Source organism: Salinispora vitiensis (genome assembly GCF_000378825.1).
Taxonomy (GTDB): domain Bacteria; phylum Actinomycetota; class Actinomycetes; order Mycobacteriales; family Micromonosporaceae; genus Micromonospora; species Micromonospora vitiensis.
This window is the reverse complement of record NZ_KB900388.1, coordinates 4,216,175-4,240,712: the sequence shown is the minus strand read 5'-3', so window position 1 is coordinate 4,240,712 and position 24,538 is coordinate 4,216,175. Positions and strand designations below refer to the sequence as shown.

26 protein-coding genes are annotated in these 24,538 nt (G+C 69.7%); 14 read left to right on the top strand and 12 right to left on the bottom strand.

The genetic code is table 11. The features are described 5' to 3' along the window. Window positions 1-16: 16 nt before the first annotated feature. On the bottom strand, window positions 17-1,297 hold the full coding sequence (locus SALPAC2_RS0120140; RefSeq protein ID WP_080636965.1) for a S1C family serine protease: 1,281 nt from the start codon (window positions 1,295-1,297) through the stop codon (window positions 17-19). A gap of 331 nt (window positions 1,298-1,628) precedes the next feature. Here SALPAC2_RS0120140 and SALPAC2_RS0120130 point away from each other — a divergent pair, with 331 nt between their 5' ends. Continuing rightward, window positions 1,629-2,216 carry an O-methyltransferase gene (locus SALPAC2_RS0120130; protein WP_018218428.1) on the top strand — a complete coding sequence of 196 codons (588 nt, stop codon included), beginning with the start codon at window positions 1,629-1,631 and terminating at the stop codon, window positions 2,214-2,216. Between the two features lie 32 nt (window positions 2,217-2,248). Here the strand turns inward: SALPAC2_RS0120130 and SALPAC2_RS0120125 are convergent, their stop codons facing one another. Together SALPAC2_RS0120125 and SALPAC2_RS26470 are read right to left on the bottom strand one after the other, a co-directional pair. Next, on the bottom strand, window positions 2,249-3,715 hold the full coding sequence (locus tag SALPAC2_RS0120125; RefSeq protein WP_018218427.1) for a leucyl aminopeptidase family protein: 1,467 nt from the start codon (window positions 3,713-3,715) through the stop codon (window positions 2,249-2,251). A gap of 232 nt (window positions 3,716-3,947) precedes the next feature. Beyond that, window positions 3,948-4,115, bottom strand: coding sequence for a DUF3117 domain-containing protein (locus SALPAC2_RS26470; protein WP_011904620.1), 168 nt, complete (start codon window positions 4,113-4,115; stop codon window positions 3,948-3,950). 190 nt (window positions 4,116-4,305) lie between these two features. On the opposite strand from SALPAC2_RS26470, the gene SALPAC2_RS0120115 reads away from it, so the two are divergent. Together SALPAC2_RS0120115 and SALPAC2_RS0120110 are read left to right on the top strand one after the other, a co-directional pair. After that, window positions 4,306-5,112 carry a PaaX family transcriptional regulator gene (locus SALPAC2_RS0120115; RefSeq protein ID WP_018218426.1) on the top strand — a complete coding sequence of 269 codons (807 nt, stop codon included), beginning with the start codon at window positions 4,306-4,308 and terminating at the stop codon, window positions 5,110-5,112. Between the two features lie 17 nt (window positions 5,113-5,129). Then, window positions 5,130-5,921, top strand: coding sequence for an enoyl-CoA hydratase-related protein (locus SALPAC2_RS0120110; protein WP_018218425.1), 792 nt, complete (start codon window positions 5,130-5,132; stop codon window positions 5,919-5,921). Window positions 5,922-5,942: 21 nt separating this feature from the next. On the opposite strand, the gene SALPAC2_RS0120105 is transcribed toward SALPAC2_RS0120110, so the two are convergent. The 4 genes from SALPAC2_RS0120105 to SALPAC2_RS0120090 form a co-directional block, all read right to left on the bottom strand. Further along, window positions 5,943-6,554 (bottom strand): hypothetical protein, encoded by a 612-nt coding sequence (locus tag SALPAC2_RS0120105; protein ID WP_018218424.1) that lies wholly within the window; start codon window positions 6,552-6,554, stop codon window positions 5,943-5,945. Next, window positions 6,551-7,150: a DNA-3-methyladenine glycosylase I gene (locus tag SALPAC2_RS0120100; protein WP_018218423.1), complete on the bottom strand. Its 600-nt coding sequence runs from the start codon at window positions 7,148-7,150 to the stop codon at window positions 6,551-6,553. Before SALPAC2_RS0120100 ends, SALPAC2_RS0120105 begins: the two co-directional genes overlap by 4 nt. A gap of 63 nt (window positions 7,151-7,213) precedes the next feature. Then, window positions 7,214-7,735, bottom strand: coding sequence for an SRPBCC family protein (locus tag SALPAC2_RS0120095; protein ID WP_018218422.1), 522 nt, complete (start codon window positions 7,733-7,735; stop codon window positions 7,214-7,216). Further along, on the bottom strand, window positions 7,732-8,349 hold the full coding sequence (locus tag SALPAC2_RS0120090; protein ID WP_018218421.1) for a DivIVA domain-containing protein: 618 nt from the start codon (window positions 8,347-8,349) through the stop codon (window positions 7,732-7,734). The genes SALPAC2_RS0120095 and SALPAC2_RS0120090 overlap by 4 nt, the downstream gene beginning before the upstream one ends. A 154-nt stretch (window positions 8,350-8,503) precedes the next feature. On the opposite strand from SALPAC2_RS0120090, the gene folP reads away from it, so the two are divergent. Then, window positions 8,504-9,373: a dihydropteroate synthase gene (gene folP, locus SALPAC2_RS0120085; RefSeq protein WP_018218420.1), complete on the top strand. Its 870-nt coding sequence runs from the start codon at window positions 8,504-8,506 to the stop codon at window positions 9,371-9,373. Between the two features lie 37 nt (window positions 9,374-9,410). Here the strand turns inward: folP and ndhC are convergent, their stop codons facing one another. After that, window positions 9,411-9,788 carry an NADH-quinone oxidoreductase subunit A gene (gene ndhC, locus SALPAC2_RS0120080; protein ID WP_018218419.1) on the bottom strand — a complete coding sequence of 126 codons (378 nt, stop codon included), beginning with the start codon at window positions 9,786-9,788 and terminating at the stop codon, window positions 9,411-9,413. 104 nt (window positions 9,789-9,892) lie between these two features. After that, complete coding sequence (locus tag SALPAC2_RS0120075) at window positions 9,893-10,537, bottom strand: C39 family peptidase (protein WP_018218418.1); 645 nt, start codon at window positions 10,535-10,537, stop codon at window positions 9,893-9,895. 748 nt (window positions 10,538-11,285) lie between these two features. Here SALPAC2_RS0120075 and SALPAC2_RS0120070 point away from each other — a divergent pair. Both SALPAC2_RS0120070 and SALPAC2_RS0120065 read left to right on the top strand, forming a co-directional pair. Continuing rightward, window positions 11,286-13,133 carry a 2-oxoacid:acceptor oxidoreductase subunit alpha gene (locus tag SALPAC2_RS0120070; protein ID WP_018218417.1) on the top strand — a complete coding sequence of 616 codons (1,848 nt, stop codon included), beginning with the start codon at window positions 11,286-11,288 and terminating at the stop codon, window positions 13,131-13,133. After that, window positions 13,126-14,160: a 2-oxoacid:ferredoxin oxidoreductase subunit beta gene (locus SALPAC2_RS0120065; protein ID WP_018218416.1), complete on the top strand. Its 1,035-nt coding sequence runs from the start codon at window positions 13,126-13,128 to the stop codon at window positions 14,158-14,160. Before SALPAC2_RS0120070 ends, SALPAC2_RS0120065 begins: the two co-directional genes overlap by 8 nt. A gap of 137 nt (window positions 14,161-14,297) precedes the next feature. Here the strand turns inward: SALPAC2_RS0120065 and SALPAC2_RS0120060 are convergent, their stop codons facing one another. Continuing rightward, the gene (locus SALPAC2_RS0120060) at window positions 14,298-15,317 is read right to left on the bottom strand and encodes a potassium channel family protein (protein ID WP_018218415.1); all 1,020 of its coding nucleotides are present in this window, start codon (window positions 15,315-15,317) and stop codon (window positions 14,298-14,300) included. Window positions 15,318-15,477: 160 nt separating this feature from the next. Here SALPAC2_RS0120060 and SALPAC2_RS0120055 point away from each other — a divergent pair, with 160 nt between their 5' ends. The 3 genes from SALPAC2_RS0120055 to SALPAC2_RS0120045 all read left to right on the top strand — a co-directional run bounded on the left by SALPAC2_RS0120055 (window position 15,478) and on the right by SALPAC2_RS0120045 (window position 18,117). Next, the gene (locus tag SALPAC2_RS0120055) at window positions 15,478-16,050 is read left to right on the top strand and encodes a helix-turn-helix domain-containing protein (RefSeq protein WP_018218414.1); all 573 of its coding nucleotides are present in this window, start codon (window positions 15,478-15,480) and stop codon (window positions 16,048-16,050) included. A 192-nt stretch (window positions 16,051-16,242) separates the two neighbouring features. Then, window positions 16,243-16,827 (top strand): ClpP family protease, encoded by a 585-nt coding sequence (locus tag SALPAC2_RS0120050; protein WP_018218413.1) that lies wholly within the window; start codon window positions 16,243-16,245, stop codon window positions 16,825-16,827. 222 nt (window positions 16,828-17,049) lie between these two features. Further along, window positions 17,050-18,117: an AEC family transporter gene (locus SALPAC2_RS0120045; RefSeq protein ID WP_018218412.1), complete on the top strand. Its 1,068-nt coding sequence runs from the start codon at window positions 17,050-17,052 to the stop codon at window positions 18,115-18,117. A gap of 37 nt (window positions 18,118-18,154) precedes the next feature. On the opposite strand, the gene SALPAC2_RS0120040 is transcribed toward SALPAC2_RS0120045, so the two are convergent. Both SALPAC2_RS0120040 and SALPAC2_RS0120035 read right to left on the bottom strand, forming a co-directional pair. Beyond that, window positions 18,155-18,445, bottom strand: a complete 291-nt coding sequence (locus SALPAC2_RS0120040) for a putative quinol monooxygenase (RefSeq protein WP_026184934.1) — start codon at window positions 18,443-18,445, stop codon at window positions 18,155-18,157. 70 nt (window positions 18,446-18,515) lie between these two features. Continuing rightward, window positions 18,516-18,806 carry a putative quinol monooxygenase gene (locus tag SALPAC2_RS0120035; protein WP_018218410.1) on the bottom strand — a complete coding sequence of 97 codons (291 nt, stop codon included), beginning with the start codon at window positions 18,804-18,806 and terminating at the stop codon, window positions 18,516-18,518. A 159-nt stretch (window positions 18,807-18,965) separates the two neighbouring features. On the opposite strand from SALPAC2_RS0120035, the gene SALPAC2_RS0120030 reads away from it, so the two are divergent. The 5 genes from SALPAC2_RS0120030 (at window position 18,966) to SALPAC2_RS25205 (ending at window position 24,510) form a co-directional block, all read left to right on the top strand. Further along, window positions 18,966-20,753: a glycoside hydrolase family 15 protein gene (locus tag SALPAC2_RS0120030; protein WP_018218409.1), complete on the top strand. Its 1,788-nt coding sequence runs from the start codon at window positions 18,966-18,968 to the stop codon at window positions 20,751-20,753. A gap of 30 nt (window positions 20,754-20,783) precedes the next feature. Continuing rightward, window positions 20,784-21,563 carry a glucose 1-dehydrogenase gene (locus tag SALPAC2_RS0120025; RefSeq protein ID WP_018218408.1) on the top strand — a complete coding sequence of 260 codons (780 nt, stop codon included), beginning with the start codon at window positions 20,784-20,786 and terminating at the stop codon, window positions 21,561-21,563. Window positions 21,564-21,658: 95 nt separating this feature from the next. Next, the gene (locus tag SALPAC2_RS0120020) at window positions 21,659-22,498 is read left to right on the top strand and encodes an SDR family oxidoreductase (protein WP_018218407.1); all 840 of its coding nucleotides are present in this window, start codon (window positions 21,659-21,661) and stop codon (window positions 22,496-22,498) included. A 17-nt stretch (window positions 22,499-22,515) separates the two neighbouring features. After that, window positions 22,516-23,793, top strand: coding sequence for an MFS transporter (locus tag SALPAC2_RS0120015; RefSeq protein WP_188115900.1), 1,278 nt, complete (start codon window positions 22,516-22,518; stop codon window positions 23,791-23,793). A gap of 99 nt (window positions 23,794-23,892) precedes the next feature. Next, window positions 23,893-24,510, top strand: a complete 618-nt coding sequence (locus SALPAC2_RS25205) for a YdbC family protein (protein WP_033661938.1) — start codon at window positions 23,893-23,895, stop codon at window positions 24,508-24,510. Window positions 24,511-24,538 lie beyond the last annotated feature (28 nt).

Here is a 24,538-nt window from a genome sequence, read left to right as displayed (position 1 = left end):
CAGGGGGCCGAGCGGCTCACTTCAGATCCGCGGCCAGGGTCACCGAGGCGTTCCGCCGTGACGTGTCACGCCGGTATTCCACCACCACCACGGACCCGGGTGCGAACTTCCGGACCAGGGCGATCAGGTCGGTCGGCTCGTTCGTCGGCCGCCCGTTGAGGGTGACGATCACGTCATTGGCCCGCAGGCCGGCGCTGGCCGCCGGGCCGGAGGGCTCCACCGAGACCAAGCGCACCCCCGCCCCGGCGCCCACACCCCCGCCGCCCACCTGGGCGCCGATCACCGTACGACGGGCCTTGCCGGTACCGATGATGTCCTGGGTGATCCGCTTGGCCTGGTTGATCGGAATAGCGAAGGCGAGTCCGATGTTGCCGGCCTCCTGCCCCTCGGCGACCAGCGACTTGATCGTGGAGTTGACCCCGATCACCCGGCCGGCACCGTCCACCAAGGGGCCACCGGAGTTGCCGTGGTTGACCGCCGCGTCGGTCTGGATCGCCGCGTAGTAGCGGGTGGGGCCGCCCGGCTCGCCCGCCTGCATCGTCCGGTCGAGGGCGCTGATGATGCCGGCGGTGACCGTGTTGGCCAGGGAGAGCGGCGACCCGATGGCCAACACCGGATCGCCGACCGCGAGCGCTTCCGAGTCACCGAACGCCACCGGGCGGAGCCCTTCCTTCGTGACCTTGATGACCGCGATGTCCGACTCCGGATCCTGACCGACGAGGGTGGCCGGGGCAGAGCTGCCGTCATTGAAGACCACCGTGGCCGGCCCGGTCGCACCCGCCACCACATGGTCGTTGGTAATCACGTAGCCGTCGGTGGTGGCGATGAAGCCGGAACCCTCGCTCGTCCCGTCGGGCCCCGCCACCCGAACCGTGACCACGCTCGGCAGCACCCGCTCGGCCACCCCGGCAAGCGACTCCGGCCGGCGCTGGGCCAGCTCCGGCGGCTGGACCGGGGCGCCACCGAGGACCGGGGCGGTATCGCCCCGGATCGCGAACGCGTAGCCGAGCGCGCCCCCCAGCGCACCGGCGAGCAGGGCCGTAACCAAAGGAATGATCAGCAGGTGCCGCAGTCTGGGACGGGCCGAATCCGGGTCGGTGACCGGCTCCGGCTCGGTGCCGGGAACCGGCGCGGCGGGCACGACCACCGCCGCCGGTGCCATCGGATCCCGCCACGGATCGGCCAACGCGTCGGACCACCAGGGCGAACCTGGGCCGCTCGGCGGAGGAGGGGCCGACGACGAGCCCGCCGCTGTGGCACCCGTCCCGGGCTGGCGCCAGTCCCAGCCATCGGTCACGTCGCTGCCTCCCACTCGTCCCGGGCCCGTCCGTGCCAACCACGCTCGACCGGTCGCACTCGTACGGACACCGCCTCCAGGATTGCACGGAAGCCGCGGGTGGAGTCCTGGCTACCCACCGTGATCGTCGATGCATGGGACGCGCGGCTGCGCCCCGTGAACATCGCCTCTAGGCTCACAGTGCCCCACTCACCCCTGAAGGGCGCGTTCCGACCCTGCTGCCGCAGCACCCGGAGCCCGCTCTGACCCGAACGCCGTCCGGAGGTGTCCCATCGCCACGGTCGCCAATTCCGGCTCTTCGGCCCAGGCTCTGCAACTCGCCGAGTCGTACGTGACCGAGGATCTCGTACTGCGCACCGCCCGCGCGCTCGCCCACGAGGTCGGCCTCGAGGCGGTGACCCCCGGCGCGGGTGCCGCGCTGCGGCTGCTGGCCGCAGCGGGCAGCGCCCGCGCGGTGGTGGAGATCGGCACCGGCACCGGCGTCAGCGGTGTCTGGCTGCTGCGCGGCATGCGCCCCGACGGGGTACTGACCACGATCGACGGTGAGGTCGAGCATCAGCGCATCGCCCGCCGGATCTTCACCGAGGCCGGTTTCCCCTCCGGCCGGAGCCGGATCATTACCGGCCGGGCGCTGGACGTGCTGCCACGCCTCGCCGACGGCGCGTACGACCTGGTGTTTGTTGACACCGAGGCGACCGCCTTCGCCACCTGCGTGGAGGCCGCCCACCGACTCCTCCGGCCGGGTGGAGTGCTCGCCCTCAACGGCGCCCTGGCCGACGGCCGGATCGCCGACCCCGCCGCCCGGGACGTGGAGACGGTGACCACCCGGGAGACGATCAAGGCGATCCGGGAGTCCGAGTACTGGATTCCCGCTCTGCTCCCGGTCGGCAACGGGCTACTCACCGCGGTGCGCAGTTAGGCATCCGGACCCCCGGATCGGATCGGCGCACCTCAGCCGAGGGTCTCCAGCCAGCGCAGGAGCGAACGGACGCCCCAGCCGGTGGCGCCCGGGGTCAACTCCGCGTCCGCCCCTTCCGACCAGGACGGCGCCGACATGTCGACATGCACCCACCGGTCCCGCAGCTCGCCGAGGAACTCGCGCAGGTACAGTGCCGCCACCACCGACCCAGCTCCCTGGACCGGCGCGCTGTAGAGATCGGCGAGCTCGCTGCTGAGGTAGTCGACATAGTCGGTCGGCAGCGGCATCCGCCACGCCGCTTCACCGGCCGCGGCGACCGCCGCCAACACGTCGTCGGCGAGGCGGTCGTTCTCGCTGTACAGGGCGCCGGTGCGCTTGCCCAGCGCCACCGCGTTCGCACCGGTCAGCGTGGCCAGATCGACGACCAGGTCGGGCTGGTGTTCCCGTACGGCGTAGGCGAGCGCATCGGCGAGGACCAGCCGACCCTCGGCGTCGGAGTTGGTGGTCTCGCTGGTCACGCCGTCGTAGTGGCGGATGATGTCGCCGGGCCGGAACGCGGCGCCGCTGACCATGTTCTCGGCGAGCGGGGCGAGGGTGGTGACCCGGACCGGCAGCCGCCGCATGGCCGCCCCCAGCGTGGCCGCCACCACGGCCGCCGCGCCGGCCATGTCCTTGCGCATCAGCTTCATGCCGGCCCGGGGTTTGATCGAGATTCCCCCGGTGTCGAAGGTGATCCCCTTGCCGACCAGCACGACGTGCATCCGTGCCCCGGCCGGCCGCCAGTCCAGCTCGACCAGCCGCGGGCCGTTGGCGGAGCCGCTGCCCACCGCGACGATCCCGCCGAAGCCCTCGGCGGCCAGCTCATCCGGTTCCCGGACCCGCAGGTGCAGGTCAGGAAGATCGGCCGCGGCGTCGGCCACCTGCCCGGCGAACCAGTCCGGGTTCTTCACCGACGAGGGCATGTTCACCAGGTCGCGGGCGAGTCGGGTCATCTCCGCGGTGGTGCGGGCCCCCGCGACGACGTCGGCGTACTCCGTTGGATCCGGCACCACCAGGTCGACCGCGGCCAGGGCAGGTGCGGCCTCGTCGGCGCCGAGTCGGAACCGGTACGACGCCAGCAGCAGCCCTTCCACCAGCCCCCGTACGGCTGCTGGGGTGGCCGCCGTCGGTAGCGGGAGCGTGACGTGCTCCGTACCGGCCGCCGCGCGGGCGAGGGCGGCCCCGGCTTTCCGCCAGGCCGCCTCGTCCCCGGCCCCGATGCCGAACGGGAGTAGGCGGGACGGCACCCGTTCGGGTCGAAGCTGGGTCCAGGTCTGACCGGCCTCGCCATCCAGCCGCGCGACCGGCAGCAGCGCGACGAGTTCGTCGGCGACCCCGTCCGGCAGGGCCGCCACGACGGGCACCGGCTGCGCTGACGGTTCCGCCTCGCTGGCGGGTCGGATGGGCAGAGCCAGGACATCGAGCCGCTCAGGCTCGGCGATAAGACGGATGGCGAGCACGCGACGCCGTACCTTCCAGGAGAAGCCTGCGGAGTGCTCCGCAGAACAGGGAAAATTCCGCAGGCGGCTGCCGGGGGCGGTGGGTCACCTGACGACCAGCGGTGGCCGCCCGGAGTCCCGGGTGGCCACCGTCTCGCCGTCCCGCTTCAGCACGCCTACGACCACCGGCGAGCGAACGCCGGTGGATCAGGAGGCGGACGGACCGTCCACGCGAGGCGCGGACGGTCCGTACTCAGCCGGCAGCCGCCCTCAGCGCGTCACCGAGCGCGTTGGCCTCGTCCGGAGTCATCTCGACGACGAGCCGGCCACCGCCCTCCAGCGGGACTCGCATGACGATGCCCCGGCCCTCCTTGGTGACTTCCAGCGGACCGTCGCCCGTCCGCGGCTTCATCGCCGCCATGTTGTCTCCCCTCAGACCTGAACCAGGGTCGGTGGGTTGCCCCACAGCCACTTCGCCACGACCACCCGCAACCTTCACCGGGGTGTCGACCAACGATTTTCCCTGATGAACACCGCCGGACCCAAACCGAGGCAGTATTGATGTAACAGAACCTAGCTTATCCCGAGAAGGCCTGTCACAATGTGCGGTCATGCAGGCACGGTCAGCACTCTTCGACCTGTACGGTGACCACCTCCGGCCCCGAGGTGGCCGCGCGCAGGTCGCCGCTCTGGTCAAGCTGCTGGCACCCCTGGGCATCGCACCGCCAGCAGTACGGACGGCGGTCTCCCGGATGGTGCGCCAGGGCTGGCTCGAACCTATCCGGATGGCCACCGGACCGGGTTACGCGATCACGCCGAAAGCCGCACGCCGGTTGGACGAGGCGGCCACCCGGATCTACCGCACCGGCAAAACCGGCTGGGACGGACGCTTCGACCTGCTCGTCCTAGCGGCACCGGCCGCCCGCCGGGAACGGCAGCGCCTCGCCGCGAACCTGAGCTTCCTCGGCTACGGCACGCTTGACGAGTGCACCTGGGTGGCCACCCGACCGGGCGAGGGCGTGGATCTGCTCCTAGACGAGGCGGGGGTGCGCTACGAGCGGTTCACCGCCGCGCACGCCGCCGGCACCACCGGGGCGATGGGCATCGTCCGCCGCGCCTGGGACCTGGCCGAGATCGGCCGGGCATACGAGCAGTTCGTCGCCGAACAACGGGCGCTGCTCGCCGGTGTCACCGTACGCAGTCCCGACGAGGAGGCGTACGCCGCCCGGTTCCGGCTCGTGCACGCCTGGCGCACGTTCCTGTTCCGGGACCCACAGCTGCCGCTGGCGCTGCTTCCCGAGCGCTGGCCGGGCACCGCCGCCGGCAGCTTCTTCGACCGCCACGCGGCCCGGCTTCGGCCGGCCGCCGACCGCTACGTCGAGGCGTGTCTCGACGCCGGTAACCGCATCATTGGATAGAAGGGTCATTTGACACCATGACCGAGCCACTCCTCATCGACCGCACCGACGCCGTCGTAACCCTCACCCTGAACCGCCCCACAGCCATGAACGCCTTCGACACGGCAATGAAGGAGGCGCTCCGGGACGCCCTGGCCGAGCTGGAGAGCGACCGGAGCTGCCGGGCGGTGGTGCTGGCCGGGTCGGGCGGTTCGTTCAGTGCTGGTCAGGATCTGCGCGAGCACGTGCGGACGCTGGAGTCCAGCGAGGGTAACCCGCTCGACACCGTGGGAACGCACTACAACCCGATCGTCGCTCGGCTGGCCGGCCTGGCCAAACCCGTCGTCGCCGCCGTGGGCGGCATGGCCGCCGGGGCCGGTGCCTCGCTGGCCTTCCTCGCCGACATCCGCGTCGGTGGACCCGCCACCAGCTTCCTCATGGCGTTCGCCAAGGTGGGGCTCGCCGCCGACACCGGCGCCTCGTGGACGCTGCCCCGGCTCGTCGGCCACGCCAAGGCCGTCGAGCTGCTGATGCTCGCCGAGCCGGTACGGGCGGCGGAGGCTCACCAACTCGGCCTGCTCAACCGGCTGGTCGCGACCGACGAGGAGGTGCTGCCGGCGGCGCAGGAATTGGCCGCCCGGCTGGCGGCCGGCCCGACCGTCGCGTACGGGGCGATCAAACGACAGCTCTCCATCGCGGACGCGGGCACCCTCGCCGACGCCCTAGCCGCCGAGGCGCAGGCTCAGTCGATCTGCGGCGCCACCGCCGACCACCGGTCCGCCACCATGGCCTTCGTCGCCAAGCAGAAGCCGGTCTTCGAGGGCCGCTGACGGCGCCGGGGCCGCCCCCGGTCAGTCGTCCTCCTCCGGGTCCTGATTGGCCTCGGCACCGAGGACGAACGCCTGCATGGCCAACTCGTCACCGGACGGCCAGACGAATGCGGGTAGCTCGCCGGGGCCCAGTTCCTGCACGTAGGCCCAGAACTCCCGAACCGCCTCCGCTGGCGACACGGCCTCGATCGGCAGATTGAGACTGACCATCCAGGACTGTTGCGGCGGGGGCGGACCGAGCTGGTCGGCCAGCGCCTGGAAGGCCGCCGGGTCCAGCGGTGTGACCGGCCCGTCGACCATCAGGGAGTCGGCCGACACCGGCGTGTCGAAGGACCGTCGGGTGTACGTGATCACCAGCCGCGGCTCGACCTGATCCGGGGGCGGGCCCTCCGGGCGCAGGTCGCCGATGTCGGTAACCCGACCCAGCGCGACCAGCCTCGACGGCGCATCGGCAAGCACCGCGACCTGGTCGCCAAGGCGCGGCCGAGTTCCCTCGGCACCGGTCAGCTCGAGCGTGTCATGGTGCACCAGCCGCTCGGCCTCGTACCGCCCGGGCGGCAGCAGCACCGCCCAGGTGTCCGCGCCGTCGATACGGGGTGTCCGGTCGGTCCGGTCCGCGGTGTCCGTCGTCATGCACTCCATCCCATCACGTCGGCGCCGCCCGCCGGCACGTGGCAACCAACGAGATGGTCGTCGACCATGCCGGTGGCCTGCATCAGCGCGTACGCGGTGGTCGGGCCGACGAACCGGAAGCCCCGCCTCTTCAACGCCTTCGCCATCGTGGTGGACTCCACGGTCAGCGCCGGCACCTGCGCCAACGAGGCCGGCCGGGCGCTGCGCGGCGGCGGCGCGTACGACCAGAGCAGGGCGGAGAGACCGGCCGGAAGTTCCAGCGCGACCCGCGCGTTGGAGATCGCCGCCTCAATCTTGGACCGGTTGCGGACGATGCCGGTGTCATCGAGCAGCCGGGCGACGTCCGCCGCGGAGAACGCGGCCACCGACTCGATCCGGAACCCGTCGAACGCCTCCCGGAACGCGGCCCGCTTCCGCAGGATGGTCAGCCACGACAGCCCGGACTGGAACGCCTCCAGCGTCATCCGCTCGTAGAGGGCGTCGTCGCCGTGCAGCGGACGGCCCCACTCGGTGTCGTGGTAGACGACGTAGTCGGGCGTGCCCGCCCCCCAGGCGCAGCGCGGCGAACCGTCAACACCGGTCACGAGGTCAGTCACGCGTCAACGCTACGGCACCCCACCGACACACCGACCACGCCCGGCCGTGGCCAGCCAGGCAGATCAGGGAAGGCGACCCTGCTCCACCCGCCGCCCGAATCGCCGGAGGGCCCGCGTCAAGCCGACCTTCGAGCCCGGCCACAAGAGGGGCCACACCACCCGTCCGGCCGCCCCGCCCGGCAGCTGGAACCACTCGTGCCAGACAACCTGGGTCCGCTCTCCGGCCAGCGGGGTGCACCGCAGCACGCCGGGGCCGCGCAGCAGCCTCCCGCAGTGGATTACGCGCACCTCGTACGGTGCGTCCACCCGGACCACCCGCATCTCGTCGCGGAGGGTGGCCGGGCCGACCGCGGTGACCGCCTCGACCAGGCTGCCCTCGCCGCCATCCCCCTCGACCACCCGAACCTGGGTGAAGGGAATCCATTCGCTCTGTCGTTCCCAGGAGACGAGCGCCGCGAAGACCCGCTCGGCCGACGCGTTGACGATCACCGCAGCGGTGACCTCGCCGGCCCCCGGCCGCGACACCTCGCGCAGGTCAGCACGGTCCGGGGTGGCCGGCTCCTCGGCGCCGTCCCCCACCGTCACACCGACTCCGACCGGGCTGCCGGGTCCGCTGCGTCGACCGGCCGGACGCCACCGGCCGACTCAGCCGTGTTCGCACCGCCGGACCGGGCCTCGTCACCGGACCGGGCCTCATCACTGAACCGGGCCTCGTCGCCGGACCGGGCCTCATCACCGGACCGGGCCTCATCCGCCGACTCGTCAGCGGTCCCGGCGGTCTGCGCTTGGGACCGCTGCGCTGCGTCCTCAGGCGGGTCAGCGGCGGCACCGGAGCGCGCTCCGGCGGCCTGTCTGCGGGCGCGCAGCAGCGTCTCCGCATCGGCGTTGCGCCCCTCACGCAACGCGGCGACCTCTGCCTCCAGCACCCCGATCAGCTCCGTCTTGTAGCCGATGTCGTACGCCGCCCGGCGCATCGCCTGGTCGACCTGATCCATGCGGTACCCACGCAACGCGGTGTCGAACCGCACCTGGCCAAGATCGGGCTCCCGCAGCGGGCGGCTGCTGGGCAGGGGCACCGACGCCCCGTCCGGCTCGACTGGCGCAAGACCCGAATCCCGGTCGGTGACCAGCACCGCCACGCCGAAGACCACCGCCGCGACGGTGAGCGCCGCGACCAACAGGAGCAGAACCTGACCCATGCACCAGATCGTGGCATGTCAACCGGGCCGGGGCGACCCCACCACCCCGGTTCCCCGGTGAGCAGGCGAATCGACCGCCCGGTCCGGCCGACTCGGTGCTCACCGACTAGCGTCGGGACGGTCGGGAGGTCCGGCGACACCCTCAGGAGGCGGGATGGCGAACGCACTGCGGCTCGGCCGACGCACCTTCGGCCCGGGTGAGCTCGGAGTCATGGCGATCGTCAACCGCACCCCGGACTCGTTCTTCGACCGGGGGGCGACCTTCGGGCAGGAGAGCGCGCTGCGCGCGGTGGAGCGCGCCGTCGCCGAGGGTGCCGACATCATCGACATCGGCGGGGTCAAGGCCGGCCCCGGCGCCGAGGTCGACGTGGCCGAGGAGATCCGCCGGACCGTGGCCACCATCGCCGCGGTCCGCGCCGCCTTCCCCGACGTGGTCATCTCGATCGACACCTGGCGGGCCGAGGTGGCCGTGGCGGCGGTGGCGGCCGGTGCGGACCTGCTGAACGACACGTGGTCCGGCACCGACCCAGCGCTGGCTCAGGTGGCGGCGGAGACCGGCGCCGGGCTGGTCTGCTCACACGCGGGCGGGCTGACCCCGCGTACCCGGCCGCACCGGGTCGGCTACGACGACGTGCTGGCGGACGTGGTGGCGACCGTAACCGGCCTCGCCGAGCGGGCGGTGGCGCTGGGGGTGCGGCCCGACGGCATTCTGATCGACCCGGCCCACGACTTCGGTAAGAACACCTACCACTCCCTGGAGCTCACCCGCCGCCTCGACGAACTCGCCGGGACCGGCTGGCCGCTGCTGGTCGCCCTGTCGAACAAGGACTTCATCGGCGAGACCCTGGACCTACCAGCCGTCGAACGGTTGGAAGGCACCCTCGCCGCCACCGCGATCTCGGCCTGGCTGGGCGCCCGGGTGTTCCGGGCGCACCAGGTCCAGGCGACCCGCCGGGTCCTGGACATGGTGGCCACCATCCGCGGCGACCGCCCACCCGCGTCCACCCGGCGCGGCCTGGCGTAACGCCCACCGTGGGCCCCGACCCGGCGTGGCCGGACGGTCAGGTCCAGCGCAGGATGTTCTTCCGCCACGCGTAGAGGATGCCCAGCGCCAGCACCGCCACGAAGATCCCCATCTCCACGACGGTGACCAGCCCGTAGCCGCGCCGGTTGAAGATCACGGCCCAGGGGAAGAGAAACACCGCCTCAACCGCGAACAAAACGTACAGGTAGGCGTACACGTAGTAGCGGATCTGGGCCTGGGCCCAGTCACCGCCCACCGGGTCCAGCCCGCACTCGTAGGTGGCGCGCTTGCCAGGTGGCTCGGCAGGGCGGGCGGGGCGCAACACCCGGTTGGCCGAGAAGGCCGTCACGAAGAAGAGCAGGCTGGCGAGGAGCAGGAGCCCGAGCGTCGCGTAGGAGCCCAGGTAACCGGTCACGGTGGCTCAGACTACCGGTCCGGCCCCCGGCCCGCATCCGGCCGACAGTCGACGACAAAGGGCCGGCCCCTGGTGGGGCCGGCCCTGGTCGGTTGGTCGGTTGGTCAGCTGGTGGAGTAGCCGCGGGTGGCGATCCAGTCGGCGAGGGCTTCGGTGGTGATCCAGTACTCGGCGGTGTTCGGGTTCGCCGAGTCGGCGATCTTCACCTGGTCGCCGGCGTCGCGGTAGCCGTTGACGGCGATGTAGTGGCCGCCGGCGAAGGAGTGGCTCTCGCCGTCGGTGTCGGTGGCGGTGCCGGCGATGTTGGCCACGACGGCGCGGCCGTCGTCGACGGTGCGGATGATGTCCTCGCGCAGGGTGTCGGTCTGCTTGTCGTCGGCATCGGGGGTGGAGATCTCGACGCTGCGGTACGCGTCGTGGCCGGTCTCGGTGTTCAGTACCGGGGTGATGTCGTTGATGGAGTCGGTGCCGGACTCGGTGGTGCCCATCCGCTCGGCCATCGCGTAGACGTCGATGTCCTTGTCCTGCACGGACAGGGCGTTACGGGCGGCGGCGGGGCCGCAGTAGTAGAAGTTCGGCTGGGCCTCGTAGTCGACCGGGAGTACGCGGGTGCCGTCACGCTCGCTTTGCGCGGTGGGGGCCGCGGTGGGGGCGGCGAAGGCGGCGGTCGCGGGGGCGGCGATGGCGCCACCGGTGGCGATCAGGCCAGCAGCGGTCAGGGCGGTCTTACGAAGGATGTCGGTACGCATGATGATCGAAGCCTTCCGCTCGGGGGTGCCGCGGACGCAGGGGGTGCGTCGGCGGCGTCGGGCGAGGTGGTTCGAGAAGAGTTTTCGCAAGGGGGGTTCCGCCCGGCGGGGGTGCTACTCGGGCGGCCCGGGGATGTAACCAACGCCGGCCCCGCGGCATTCCGCCGGCGGGCGACCACCGGGGATCTGGCGGTTCGGCGGGGCGCTCGCGGCTGCCCCACATGGTTACGCCAGGTATAACCACCGGCCCCCACCGCCGATTCCCCGCCGGATGTGACCCGGGCCACCCGACAAAACGTCGGATACCTCACATTCAACGAACCGATTCCCCCAAAACACCAGTTTTGCGGCGGAACCGCACCTCATTACGGGTGGCGCCGACGGCCAAGAAGTGCCTTCCGCGCGCCATCCCCGCTCGGCCAACAGCCTCCGGAGCAGCCAAAGGGCACCGGAAGTCCACCGCCGCCCGGACCGACGAGGCAATCGGGTGAGCTGGATTACGACAGCCGGCTGAAAATAGCAATGAAACGGTCATCTACTCGCCAAATCGAGTCTCAGTCGACGGACCTCTCGAGCTGGCGTGGAGGTGATCCGACGTAGGCTCTCAGGTGAGAAACGACAGCAGGCCGGACAACCACACGAGGTGGGTCACGGCGGCGCGCCGAGGAGGCCATGTGACCGGGCAGGGCGAGGTCAGGAGCGAGTGCGGCGATCCGGGCGACCGCGCCGACCAAGGCGGGGTGCGGTCATGAGCAAGAAGATTCGCCAACTGGACCGCGTGGTCATCCGCTTCGCCGGGGACTCCGGCGACGGGATGCAGCTGACCGGCGACCGATTCACCTCCGAAACCGCCCAACTCGGCAACGACATCTCCACGCTGCCCAACTTCCCGGCGGAGATCCGCGCACCCGCCGGGACGCTACCCGGGGTGTCGAGCTTCCAGGTGCACTTCGCCGACTACGACATCCTCACCCCCGGCGACTCGCCGAACGTCCTGGTCGCGATGAACCCGGCCGCGCTCAAGGCCAACCTCGCGGACCTACCGCGCGGAGCCGACATCATCGTCAACACCGACGAGTTCAGCCGACGTAACCTCGCCAAGGTCGGCTACCAGGCCAACCCGCTCGAGGACGACTCACTCGCCGGCTACACGGTGCACCCGGTGGCGTTGACCTCGATGACCGTCGGGGCGCTCGCCGACCACGAGGTATCCAAGAAGGACGCCGAACGGGCCAAGAACATGTTCGCGCTGGGCCTGCTGAGCTGGATGTACTCCCGGCCGTACGAGTCGACCCTGCGGTTCCTGGAGCGCAAGTTCGCGACCCGGCCGGAGCTGGTCGGGGCCAACGTCGCGGCGTTCAAGGCCGGCTGGAACTTCGGCGAGACGACCGAGGACTTCGCGGTCCGGTACGAGGTCAAGCCGGCGAAGATGCCACCCGGGACCTACCGGAACATCACCGGCAACGCGGCCCTGTCGCTCGGCCTGGTGGCCGCCGGGGTCCGCTCCGAGCTGCTGGTCTTCCTCGGCGCCTACCCGATCACCCCGGCGTCGGACATCCTGCACGAACTGAGCAAGCACAAGCGTTTCGGCGTGCTCACCATGCAGGCCGAGGACGAGATCGCGGCCATCGGCGCGGCGTTGGGCGCCTCGTACGGTGGGGCACTCGGCGTCACCACCACCAGCGGCCCCGGTGTCGCGCTCAAGAGCGAGACCATCTCACTCGCGGTGGCGCTGGAGCTGCCGCTGGTCATCGTGGACGTGCAGCGGGCCGGGCCGTCGACCGGGATGCCGACCAAGACCGAGCAGGCCGACCTGAACATGGCCCTCTTCGGTCGACACGGCGAGGCGCCGGTGGCGGTGCTCGCACCGAAGTCCCCGGCCGACTGCTTCTACGCGGCGCTGGAGGCGGCCCGGATCGCGCTGACCTACCGCACGCCGGTGCTCCTGCTCTCCGACAACTACGTGGCCAACGGCTCCGAGCCGTGGCTGCTCCCCGACGTCGAGTCCCTGCCCGACCTGCGGGTCGACTTCGCCACCCGGCCCAACGGCGAGGACGGTGCCACCTTCCTGCCGTACCTGCGGGACCCGGAGACCCTGGCCCGGCCCTGGGCCGTCCCCGGCACGCCCGGCCTGGAGCACCGCATCGGCGGGCTGGAGAAGGCCGACAAAACCGGCGACATCTCGTACGACCCGGCCAACCACGACTTCATGGTGCGGACCCGTGCCGCCCGGATCGAGTCCATCCCGGTGCCCGACCTTGAGGTCGAGGACCCGGACGGTGACGCCCGGGTGCTGGTGCTCGGCTGGGGGTCCACCTACGGGCCGATCGGCGCGGCCTGCCGAGGCCTCCGCCAGCGGGGGCTCTCCGTCGCCCAGGCGCACCTGCGGCACCTCGCCCCGATGCCGGCCAACCTCGGCGAGATACTGCGCTCCTACGAGCGGGTGGTCATCCCCGAGATGAACCTCGGTCAGCTCGCCCACGTGATCCGCGCCCGGTACCTGGTCGACGCGATCAGCTACAACCAGGTACACGGTCTGCCGTTCACCGCCAACGAGCTGGAGACGACGCTGGAAGAGGTCCTGAAGAATGTCTGAGCCCGTCGCCCTCAAGCTCACCGCGAAGGACTTCAAGTCCACCCAGGAGGTGCGGTGGTGCCCCGGCTGTGGTGACTACGCGATCCTCGCCGCCGTCCAGGGCTTCATGCCGGAGCTGAACATCCCCCGGGAGCGGATCGTCTTCGTCTCCGGCATCGGCTGCTCGTCACGCTTCCCGTACTACATGAACACGTACGGGATGCACTCGATCCACGGTCGCGCCCCAGCGATCGCCACCGGCCTCTCCACCACCCGCCCCGACCTCTCCATCTGGGTGGTCACCGGGGACGGCGACGCGTTGTCGATCGGCGGCAACCACCTGATCCACGCGCTGCGGCGTAACGTCAACCTGAAGATCCTGCTGTTCAATAACCAGATCTACGGCCTGACCAAGGGGCAGTACTCCCCCACCTCCGAGGTCGGCAAGATCACCAAGTCGACACCGGTCGGCTCGGCGGACGCACCGTTCAACCCGCTCTCGCTGGCACTGGGTGCGGAGGCCACCTTCGTGGCCCGCACCATCGACTCGGACCGCAAACACCTGCAGTCGGTGCTCCGGGCCGCCGCCGAGCACGAGGGCTCGGCCTTCGTGGAGATCTACCAGAACTGCAACATCTTCAACGACGGGGCCTTCGAACAGCTCAAGGGGCCCGCCACCCGGGACGACTCGCTGATCCGGCTGGAGCACAACCAGCCGATCACGTTCGGCCGGGACGGGCAGTTCTGCGTCGTACACCCGCCCGGCGGTTTCGGCCTGGAGGTCCGCGAGACCGCGGCCACCGCGGCGGAGGAGATCGTCGTCCACGATGCCACCATCACCGACCCGGCGTACGCGTTCGCCCTGTCCCGGCTGCCGGATCTGGACCTGCGCAACACCCCGATCGGGGTGTTCCGTTCGGTGCGACGGCCCTCGTACGACAGCGTGGTGCAGGAGCAGCTCGATGCCGCCCGGGCGACGGTGACCGAGCCCCGGGAGCAGCTGTTCGCCGGCCTGTTGCACAGCGGCGATACCTGGACGATCAGCTGAGCCGCCGGCTGGTCCCCGGGCCCGCCCGGTAGCCGACTCAGGACATTGGCGCTGCGGCGCGGGCGTCCCGGACATCGGCACCGGGCGCAGCGGTGCGGGCGTCCCGGACATCGGCACGGGGCGCCCCGGGGCGGAGTTCAGGACATCGGGGTGGAGGTCCGACGGTCGTCGCGGACGTGCACGAGCATGTCGCCGGTTTCGATGACCCCGCCGGCCCGATCGGCGAGGGTGACCACCTTGCCCCGCCGCACCAACGCGATGACCAGCGCCTCCAACTCGCGGGGGGAGCGGCCGACCTCGTGCCGTTCGGCCGACCGCATCGCGAGCGCCATCCCCTGGCCGGGCGTGAGCAGATCCTCCACGACATCGATCAGCGGCGGCGCGGAGGTGGAGAGGCCAAGCAGCCGGCCGGCGGTCGCCGAGGAGACGATCACGTGGTGGGCGCCGCTCTGTTTGAGCAGTGGGGCGTTCTCCGCCTCCCGGGCCGCGGCGATGATCCGCACCTGTCCCGCGGTGAGCTGCCGGACGGTCAGCGCCACCAGCACCGAAGCGTCGTCACTGTCGGTAGCGATGATCACCGCCTTGGCGGTCCGGATGTGCGCCTCGTTGAGGGTCGCCGAGCGGGTCGCCGACCCCTCGATCGCCACCAGACCGGCCGAGGTCGCCTGCCGCAGGGCGGCGCCGCTGCGTTCGACCACCACGATCCTGGACTTGTCGAAACCGTTCTCGAGCAGGGCGGAGATCGCACTGCGGCCCTTGGTGCCGTAGCCGCAGATGATGACGTGATCCTTCACAGCTCTCCTCCACCGGGACAGGCGACGGCCGGTCCGGTACTGCTCGGTCAGGACTTCCAGGGTGGTGCCGACCAAGATGATCAGAAAGATGACCCGGGCCGGGGTGATGTAGAGGACGTTGATCAGGCGGGCCGACTCCGAGACCGGGGCGATGTCGCCGTACCCGGTGGTGGAGAGGGAAACCACAACGTAGTAGAAGCAGTCGAGGAGGCTCAGCCCGTCCGAGTCACGGTTGGCGTCCCGATAGCCGTCCCGGTCGAGCCACACCACGGCGACGCTGGCGAGGACGAGCCCGAGGGCCGCGGCCAACCGCAAACTCAACGCGCTCAGCGGATCGCGCCGTTGCGCCGGGAAGTGGATCACTGTTCGCCCCGCCCAGACTCCGCTGTTACCTGCACGCCCACAACATAACGGGTCGGGGCTAACGCGCATGGCGAGGCGGTCGGGACGACGCCACAACAGCCCCGACGGCATGATGGGAGCTGTCCCCCGCGGACCACAGCCAACGAGAGCGAGGCGGAGCATGTCGTTGCTCAGACGAGTCATCGGCGGGGTGTTGCGCCGGGTCCGGATGCGGCAGGGCCGCACGCTACGGGAGGTAGCTGCCGCCGCCGGGGTCTCCATGCCGTACCTCTCCGAGGTGGAGCGGGGGCGGAAGGAGGCCTCGTCCGAGGTGCTCGCGGCGGTCTGCCGGGCGCTCGGGATCCGCCTCTCCGACCTGCTCGGGGAGGCCCGCGACGAGCTACGTCGCCTGGAGCGGCCCCAGCCGATGGGGTTCGCCGTCGGCGAGGTCAGCCGCACGCCGAGTTCCCGCGTCGAGCCGGCCCGGCAGCCGTCGGTCCGGGCCGGGCTACGCTCGGGCGGCCCCACCTCCTGCCGCGCCGGCCAAGTGCACCTTCGACTGGGCTCACCTGGGCTGCCGACCGGTGGCGCGGGGCTGGCGCCGATCGGGCCCGCGTTAACCGGCGGCCCGGCGGGAGGGGCCGGTTCACGAGTCCGGTTGATCGCTGCGGCGCCGGCCGACCGTCCCACCGCACGACGCTCGTGGCGGGTCCGGCGGCTCGTCCGGGCACGCCGGCAGCGGGCCCGACGGTAGCCGAACCGGACCGTCCCGAGCCGTGGTGGTCGCCCGGCCAATCCACCTGGGCCGATCCACCCTCGACCGATCTGCTCTGAGCCGATCTGCTGACGGCAGATCGGCTACCTCCTCCTACCCCGGCACGCGCACGCTGGACGGACCGGCTCCCGGGCGGTCCCCCGCCCGCCGACGCGCTGGAGGTAACACCTAATGATCAAAATGTTGGACGATGGGCAGCAGGGCTTCGGCGACCAGGTCTTCGAGCGGCTGTTGAAGGAACGCATCGTCTTCCTCGGCACCGAGGTAACCGACCAGTCGGCCAACCGGGTCTGTGCCCAGATCCTGCTGCTGGCCGCCGAGGACCCGGACCGCGACATCAAGCTTTACATCAACTCGCCCGGCGGCTCGGTGAGCGCGGGAATGGCCGTCTACGACACGATGCGGTTTGTCCGCAACGACGTGGCGACGCTGGCGTTGGGCATGGCTGGCTCGATGGGGCAGTTCCTCCTCTGCGCCGGGACGGCCGGCAAACGGTACGCGCTGCCCCACTCGTGGATCCTCATGCACCAGCCTTCCGGCGGGATGGGGGGCACTGCTGCCGACATTCGGATCCAGGCGGAGAACCTCCTGCACGTGAAGAAGACCATGCAGGGGCTGATCGCCCAGCACAGCGGCCGGACGCTGGCGGAGATCCAGCGGGACTGGGACCGGGATCGCTGGTTCACCCCGGAGCAAGCCCGCGAGTACGGCCTCATCGACCACGTCATCACTCGGGCGGGGGAGCTCGCGCGCTGAGCTACCAGCCATCGGTCGGGCAGAGCTTAGGACTCGGCGCGGGACCGGGAGAAGCCGCACGGATCGGCCAGACGTACCGCTGTGACGGGTTTTGTCCGCCCGCTCCCGGATTTGCGCCCGCCCTTGTCCCCCTGATAGCAACGGAGCCTCCGCCGCGCCCACGGGACGCCTCTTGCCGACCGGACCGGTCCGGCCAACCAGGACTGTTGGAGGCCCGTACCGTTGGAAGCGCTCGCCGTCTTCGAAAAGCTCCTGCCGGTGGCGTTAGCTCTCGGCGGCGGTGTGTTGTTCGCCCGGCGGAGCGTCGTCAGCGCGGCGAACTCGAAGGTGTTCGCGGACTTCGCCTTCCTCTTCGCCGTGCCGTGCTACCTGTTCGCCAACATCTACCGCAGCGACCTGGGCGCCCTGTTCGCCTGGCCCGCTCTCACCGGCTACGCCGTCACGGCGGGGATCACCATGGCGGTGGTCGGGGTGTTGGCGGGGCTGACCAGCACCCGCGAGCCCCGACAGCTCGCGTTACGGATCATGGCGGCGGTCCAGGTGAATACCGCCTATTTCGCGGTGCCCGTGTTCATCATGCTCTTCGGCGACGCAGCGCCGGTATTTCCAGTGCTGCTGTTCCAGGTATGCGTCCTCACCCTGGTCGTCCTGGCCATCATGGAGCTGAACGGGGCGCCGATGCAGGCCGTACCGGCTGGCCAGGCCGTACCGGCCGCGACTGGGGGCGGTGGGCGGCGACCGACGCAGCCGACCGATGGGCTCGGACCGACGCAGACCGACGGGCCACCGGCGCCGCCTCAACTCCAGAGCCGACGCGGCCGAGTGGGCCGGGCGGTGTGGGGTGCCCTCACCACCCCGGTCGTCTTGGCGTGCAACGCCGGCCTCCTGCTCAACCTGCTGGCCGTCCGGATGCCGGAGCCGCTGCTGGGGGGATTCGACTTCGTCGGTGCCGCCGCCGCGCCGATCGCACTCTTCGCCCTGGGCCTGCACCTGGGCGGCAGTGGGGTCAGCTTCCGCCACACCACCGGCGAGGAGATCTGGCTGATCGCCGTCAAGTGCCTGCTGTTCCCGTTTGCGGTCTGGCTGGCCGCCGCGCACGTCTTCGATATTGACGGCCCCTGGCTGACCTATCTCGTCCTCATCGCGGCGATGCCGGCGCCACAGAACCTGTTCATCGTCGCGCAGCGCTACGGCGTTGGCGTGGAGCTGTCGGCCGCGCTGGTGGTGAAGAGCTCCGTCGCGGCGCTACTGCTGCTGCCGCTCTGGGTCCACTGGGCGCAAGCGGGGTGACCTCGCTTCGCCGGCGCGGCGCACCCGAGCTACACCGTCAATCAATGTACGTCAGCTCAATGAAATTGTATTCATCAATCTTGCCAGCAGTCGCATCCATGTACTCCCGCAGGTGCGCACCACCCTTGTGAGTCTCCCAGATCTCGCGGGACTCCCAGTTCTCGTAGAGGACGAAATGGGCCGGGTCGCTGTGATCCTGGTGCAGGTCGTAGTTTATGCACCCCTCCTCCGCCCGAGTCAACGGGACAAGCTTCTTCAACTCCGCCTTCACCAGGTCCACCTGGCCCGGCCGGGCGTGAACGTTGGCAATAATAGTCAAACGTGACACTCGGCACCCCTGTTCGTCTAATCGTTCCGTTGTGAAACGCCCGCAACCCCATGCCGCGGTTCACGAACCGTCAGTCAATCTGGGTCATCTCATTGAGTACGAATTCATCCACCTTGCCGGCGGTCGCCTCAGCGTACGCCTCCATGTGGGCGGCGCCCATGTGCGCCTGCCAGAGGTCACGGGACTCCCAATTCTCGTAAAAGACGAAATGGGCCGAGTCAGTGTTGTCCTGATGCAGGTCGTAGTTGATGCACCCCTTCTCGGCCCGAGTAATCGGGATGAGCTTCTCCAGCTCCGCCTTCACCAGGTCAACCTGGCCCGGCTTGGCGTGAATGTTGGCAACAATAGTCAAGCGTGGCATGCGATGCTCCCTGGTCGCCTCGTCGCTCGTTTGTGCAACTTCTTCACGCTAGCGGAAGAGCCCGCGCCAAGCCGGCAAGTCGTCAGATGCGGGCTCGAAGCCGATCAGGTGGTTCACCCCCTGAGGCGTAACCGGTGCCAGCGCGGGTAGAAGCCGGGTGTGGCGGAGATCAGTGACTATGCGTTTCTGGGCGACTGCCAAGGCGCGGCGTTGGTGTCGGCGGACGGTTCGGTGGACTGGTGGTGTCCGCCCCGGTTCGACGGGCCGAGCGTCTTCGCGCGGCTGCTCGGCTCCGTCGGCGGCCACTGGTCGATCCGACCGCACGGGCAGTACACGACGAGCCGCTGCTACCTCGACGGCACGATGGTCGTCCAGACCGACTTTCACACCCAGGACGGGGTGCTGCGGCTGACCGACGCGCTCAGCCTCGGGGTCGGGGAACGCGGTCACCAGATCGGCCTCGGCTCACCGCACGTCCTCCTACGCCGGGTCGATGCAATTGGCGGCCCGGCGCAGGTGACGGTCGAGGTGGCGGCCCGGCCCGAGTACGGCCTGATCAGCCCCACCGTCTCCGACGCCACGACGGGGATCGAGATCTCCGGTGGCGCCGACCGGCTGACCCTGACCAGCGACCGCCACCTGAGCATCGACGGTTCCGTGGTGACCGGGGAGTTCAGCCTCGCCGAGGGAGAGAGCGCGGTCTTCGCGCTGCACCACCGACGGGCCACCGACCCGCCGACGGTTCCGCTCGACGGGCGGGTGGCGCTGCGGGACACCATCGCCGCCTGGCAGTCCTGGGACCGCCTCCACCAGGGCTACCGGGGGCCCTACCGGGAGCAGGTCCGACGCAGTGCCCTCGTACTGCAGGCGCTGACCTACCAGCCGACCGGGGCCGTGATCGCCGCCCCCACCACCTCCCTGCCCGAAGAGATCGGCGGCGAGGCGAACTGGGACTACCGTTTCGGCTGGCTCCGCGACGGCGCCTTCACCCTGAAGGCGCTCTGGGTCGCCGCCTGCCCGGACGAGGCGCACCGGTTCTTCGACTGGATGGCCGAGTCGGTGGGCTCGGTGGAGGCGGAGGACCACGTCCCGATCATGTTCGGCCCGGGTGGCGAGCGCGATCTCACCGAACACACCCTCGAGCACCTCGAGGGCTACCGGGACAGCCGCCCGGTACGGGTCGGCAACGATGCCTGGCTGCAGAAGCAACTCGACGTCATCGGCGAGGTCATCGAGTGCGCCTGGGTCCTGCGGGACCAGCTCACCGAGCTGTCGCCCGCCGCCGCCAACCTGCTGCGTTCCCTGGCCGACCGGGCCGCGAACACCTGGCGGGAGCGGGATGCCGGGATCTGGGAGGGGCGCGAGGGGCAGCGGCACTACCTGACCTCGAAGGTGATGTGCTGGTTGGCCCTCGACCGGGCCGTCAAGCTCGCCGGGCTTCTGGATGCCGAGGCGAAGGTCCCGCAGTGGTCGGAGGCGATGGCGCAGGTCCGGGCGGCGATCATGGACGAGGGGTGGAACAGCTCGACCAAGGCGTTCACCGGCGCGTTCGGCTCCGACCACCTGGATGCCGGAGTCCTGGTCATGCCCATCCTCGGTTTCCTCCCCGCCGACGACGACAAGATCCTGGCCACGGTGGACGCCATCGAACGGGACCTGGTCCAGGACGGCCTGGTACAACGCTGGACCCGGGCCGGGGACGAGGGCGCTTTCATCATCTGCTCGTACTGGCTGGTCCAGGCCCTGGCCCTGGCCGGGCGGGTTGACCGGGCGCGACAGGTCTTCGAGACCGTCACCGCCCGGGCGAACGATCTCGGCCTGCTCGCCGAGGAGATCGACCGACGCGACGGGCGCCTGATCGGCAACTTTCCCCAGGCGTTGTCTCACATCGGTCTGATCAACGCCGCCTGGACGATCGGCCAGGTCGAGGCCGCAGGAACCAAGTAGCTAGTGGCAGTCGAGGATAGGAGCACGTTGATGAGCGGACGACTGACGGGCAGAACCGCCTTGATCACCGGCTCGGACTCCGGCATCGGGCAGGCCACCGCGATCGAGTTCGGCCGGGAGGGCGCTGATGTGGTGGTGCACTACCTGCATGACCACGAGGGGGCGAGCCACACCAAGGCCGAGATCGAGCGGGCCGGTCGGCGCGCCGTGGTGGTGCAGGGCGACATCAGCGTCGAGCACCAGGTCGAGGCGATGTTCGACGAGGCCTTGGCGACGTTCGGAGAGCTGGACATCCTGATGAACGACGCCGGGGTGGACGCTTCCGGTACCCCGGTCGCCGATCTGGACACCGAGACCTGGGACCGCGCTATCCGTACCAACCTGTACGGGATGTTCTTCTGCTGTCGGCGGTTCGTCCGGCACCGCCGGGACCACGGTGGACACGGGAAGATCATCAACATCACCTCCATCCACCAGGAGGTGGCTCGGGCCGGCGGCGCCGACTACGACGCCAGCAAGGGCGGCATGCTGGAGCTGGCCAAGAGCATCGCGCTGGAGGTCGCCCCGCTACACATGAACGTCAACAACATCGGGCCGGGCATGGTGCTCACGCCGTTCAACCAACGTGCGATCGACGACCCGCAGTACCTGGAGGAGCAGGTGCAGTCGATCCCGTGGAAGCGGGCCGCCCAGCCGGAGGAGATCGCGAAGCTCGCCGTCTTCCTGGCCAGCGACGACGCGAACTATGTCACCGGGTCGACCTACTTCATGGACGGTGGCCTCATGCAGAACCAGGGGCAGGGCGCGTAGGGCGCGCTCCGACGCGTGGCGAACGGTTTGACCTCAACCCTGGTTGAGGTTTTACCGTCGCCCTATCGCGATCGGAGCGTTCCTGGAGGAGACCCATGTTCTTGGTAACTGGCGCGACCGGCAACGTCGGACGGCGGGTGGTGGCGCGACTGGCCGCCGCAGGTCACGACGTCCGCGCCGCCGTCCGCGACCCCAGCCGGGCCAACCTTCCCGCGGGGGTAGCAGCGGTCACCGCCGATCTGGCTGATCCGGCGACCCTCCGCCCGCATCTGGACGGAGTCCGGGCCGTCTTCCTGATCTGGCCGTACACGGACCCCGCCGTCACCGTTGCGCTCGCGCCGACCCTCGCGGACGTGCTGGCCAGCGCCGGATCACCCCGGGTGGTGTACCTGTCGGCCGCCTCCGCCGAAGCCGACCCGAACTCGTTCTGGGCGGTGGTGGAGCGTTCCCTCCGCGAACGCGACCTCCCCGGGACGATGCTGCGTCCCACCGGTTTCGCCACGAACACGCTGGGCTGGGCCGACGCCATTCGCGCCGAGGGGGTGGTGCGCTGGCCGTACGGCGCCGCGGCCCGATCCCTGATCCACGAGGACGACATCGCCGCGGTGGCGGTCGAGGCGATGACCGGGGACGAGCACGACCGGCGGACCTACGTGCTCACCGGCCCGGAGACAGTCACCCAGGCCGAGCAGGTACGCCTCATCGGCACCGCGATCGGGCGCGACGTGCGGTGGGAGGACATCCCGGCGGAGGCTGTCCGGCCGATGCTGATCGAGGCGTTCGGGGACGCCGGCTTCGCGGAGATGGCGTTGGCCGGCTGGGCGGCGATGGTGGAGAAACCGGAGCAGGTGACCGACGAGGTCGAGGCGGTGCTGGGACGGCCCGCCCGGACCTTCGCCCAGTGGGCCGCCGATCACGCCGCCGACTTCGCCTGAACCGTCCGGGAGTCCGGTTGCTGGGTAAGATCCGAATCCCTCTTCTTTCCGCGTACCGCCCTGTTCTCATCGATGGCCGGTACTCCAGACTGATCTCCGCTGCAGCTGTTTCCTTCCTTGGCGACGGCATGGCACTCGTAGGAATACCGTGGTTGGCGATACAGCTGGCCAAGCCGGGGCAAGGGGGAGTTGTCGCCGGACTGGCGCTGGCGGCATACACCCTGCCCGGCGCCCTTGGAGCGCTGGTGCTAGGCCGGTGGTGCGGCGGCATGAGCGCACAGAAGTTGGTCGCCGCAAGCACCGGCCTGCGAGCCCTTGGGCTGGCAACGATTGTCGCGCTGGCCGTCACCGGCCAGCTCGGCACCTTTTCCTACATTGCCCTCCTCGCCGCTTCGTCTCTCTTCTCGGCGTGGGGGAACGCAGGTCTCTACACTATTGTCAGTCAGTTGTTCGCCGATGGTCGCCAACTTCCCGCGAATGCTTTACTGAGCGTATCCCAACAGATCAGCATCATCATCGGCCCGGCAATCGCCGGCATGATCCTGCTGAAACTGGATGGCTCGGCAATCCTCGCGGTAAATGCGGCCTCATACCTGCTTCTTCTCACCACGGTCGCCCGCCTGAAGCTTCCACAACAACTGGCGGTCGCTCGGCGGGCTGGCGTCGTGGCCGGCTTTCGGATACTCGCGCAGCGACCCCAACTCGCCTCCCTGTTGCTGATCACGGCCGTCTTCTTCTTCCTGTACGGCCCGGTCGAGGTTGGGCTTCCGCTCTACGTGACCGGCAACCTGGCTGGCAGCGGCCAACTACTCGGAGCATTTTGGACCGCGTTCGGTGTCGGCGCAGTGATCGGCGGTTTCGCCGGCGGTGCCTTGGCCCGCGCACCCAGATGGCCGGCCGTCATCGCCATTATCTTCGGCTGGGGTCTAGCCCTGCTCCCCTTTGGTATCACGGACAATACTTCAGCAACCATGATTTCGTTCGCCATCGGCGGACTAATCTACGGCCCATTTCCAGCGTTCACTATTTCTCTTTTTCAGCAGGCCGCGGACGCTTCCGAACTTACGTCCGTCCTGGCAGCCCGGTCCGCCGTCACCACCACGGCAACACCCTTGGGTGCGGCGCTCGGCGGCCCACTGGTAACACTTTGGGGCGCCGCAGACACTTTACTGTATTCCGGCATCGCCACGATCATGCTCGCCGCGCTCGTCACAGCGTCGATGCTACTTCTTGACAAGCCCTTCCCACGTCTTGGAAATAAGCACCGACGCTGCCGGGCGGCACCTTCACCATGATTACGATGCTGCACCACGCCGAAGCCATCCCCTACGCCGGATAGAGAATGCTGAGCGGATAGGTGGTCGCTACGATTCGGCTACGCCTATCATGCTCACATGTTTATTAAGTGGATCAAATGCAGTGTTGTTGACCGCGGGGCGTTTGGCTCTGGTCAGCAACGGTGGGCGGTTCTGCGCGGTCTACCGGGCTTCCTCGGCCAAGGCGGAGGTTGGAGCCGTCGCGAACCTAATGTGGCGCATATCTTTGGTTGTTGGGCCGACCAACCCAGTTACGAAAAGTTCATGGCGGAGGCACACGACGGCATCGCGAGCGCTCAGGCCGGCACCTACCACGTAGTCGAGGTTCGCCTCTTCGAACACCGCATGGACATTGGTAAGGGCTATCCAGCAGGCTTTGCGAGTACCTCGTTGGCGCGACTCGCACACTGCCACGTACGGGTGAACCGTCAGGCGTATTTCATCGGGGCGCAGGCCGAGGTCTGGAACCCTGGCATGACGAGTGCGCCAGGCATGCGTTGCGGGATGTTCGGCCAGCGCGGTGCGGCCGAATTCTTGGTGCTCTCGTTGTGGGAATCGGCAGCCGACCATGATCGTTACATCCACGAATACTATCCGCACCTTTGGGAGAGGTCGGGCGCTGCCGACGACCTCGATACCGTTACCGGCGATCTGGTTGACCTCGAATCCACCTGGTTCGTCCCTGCTGGGGATTAGGCCCTTCCGCGCCAGGTTACGATCACCG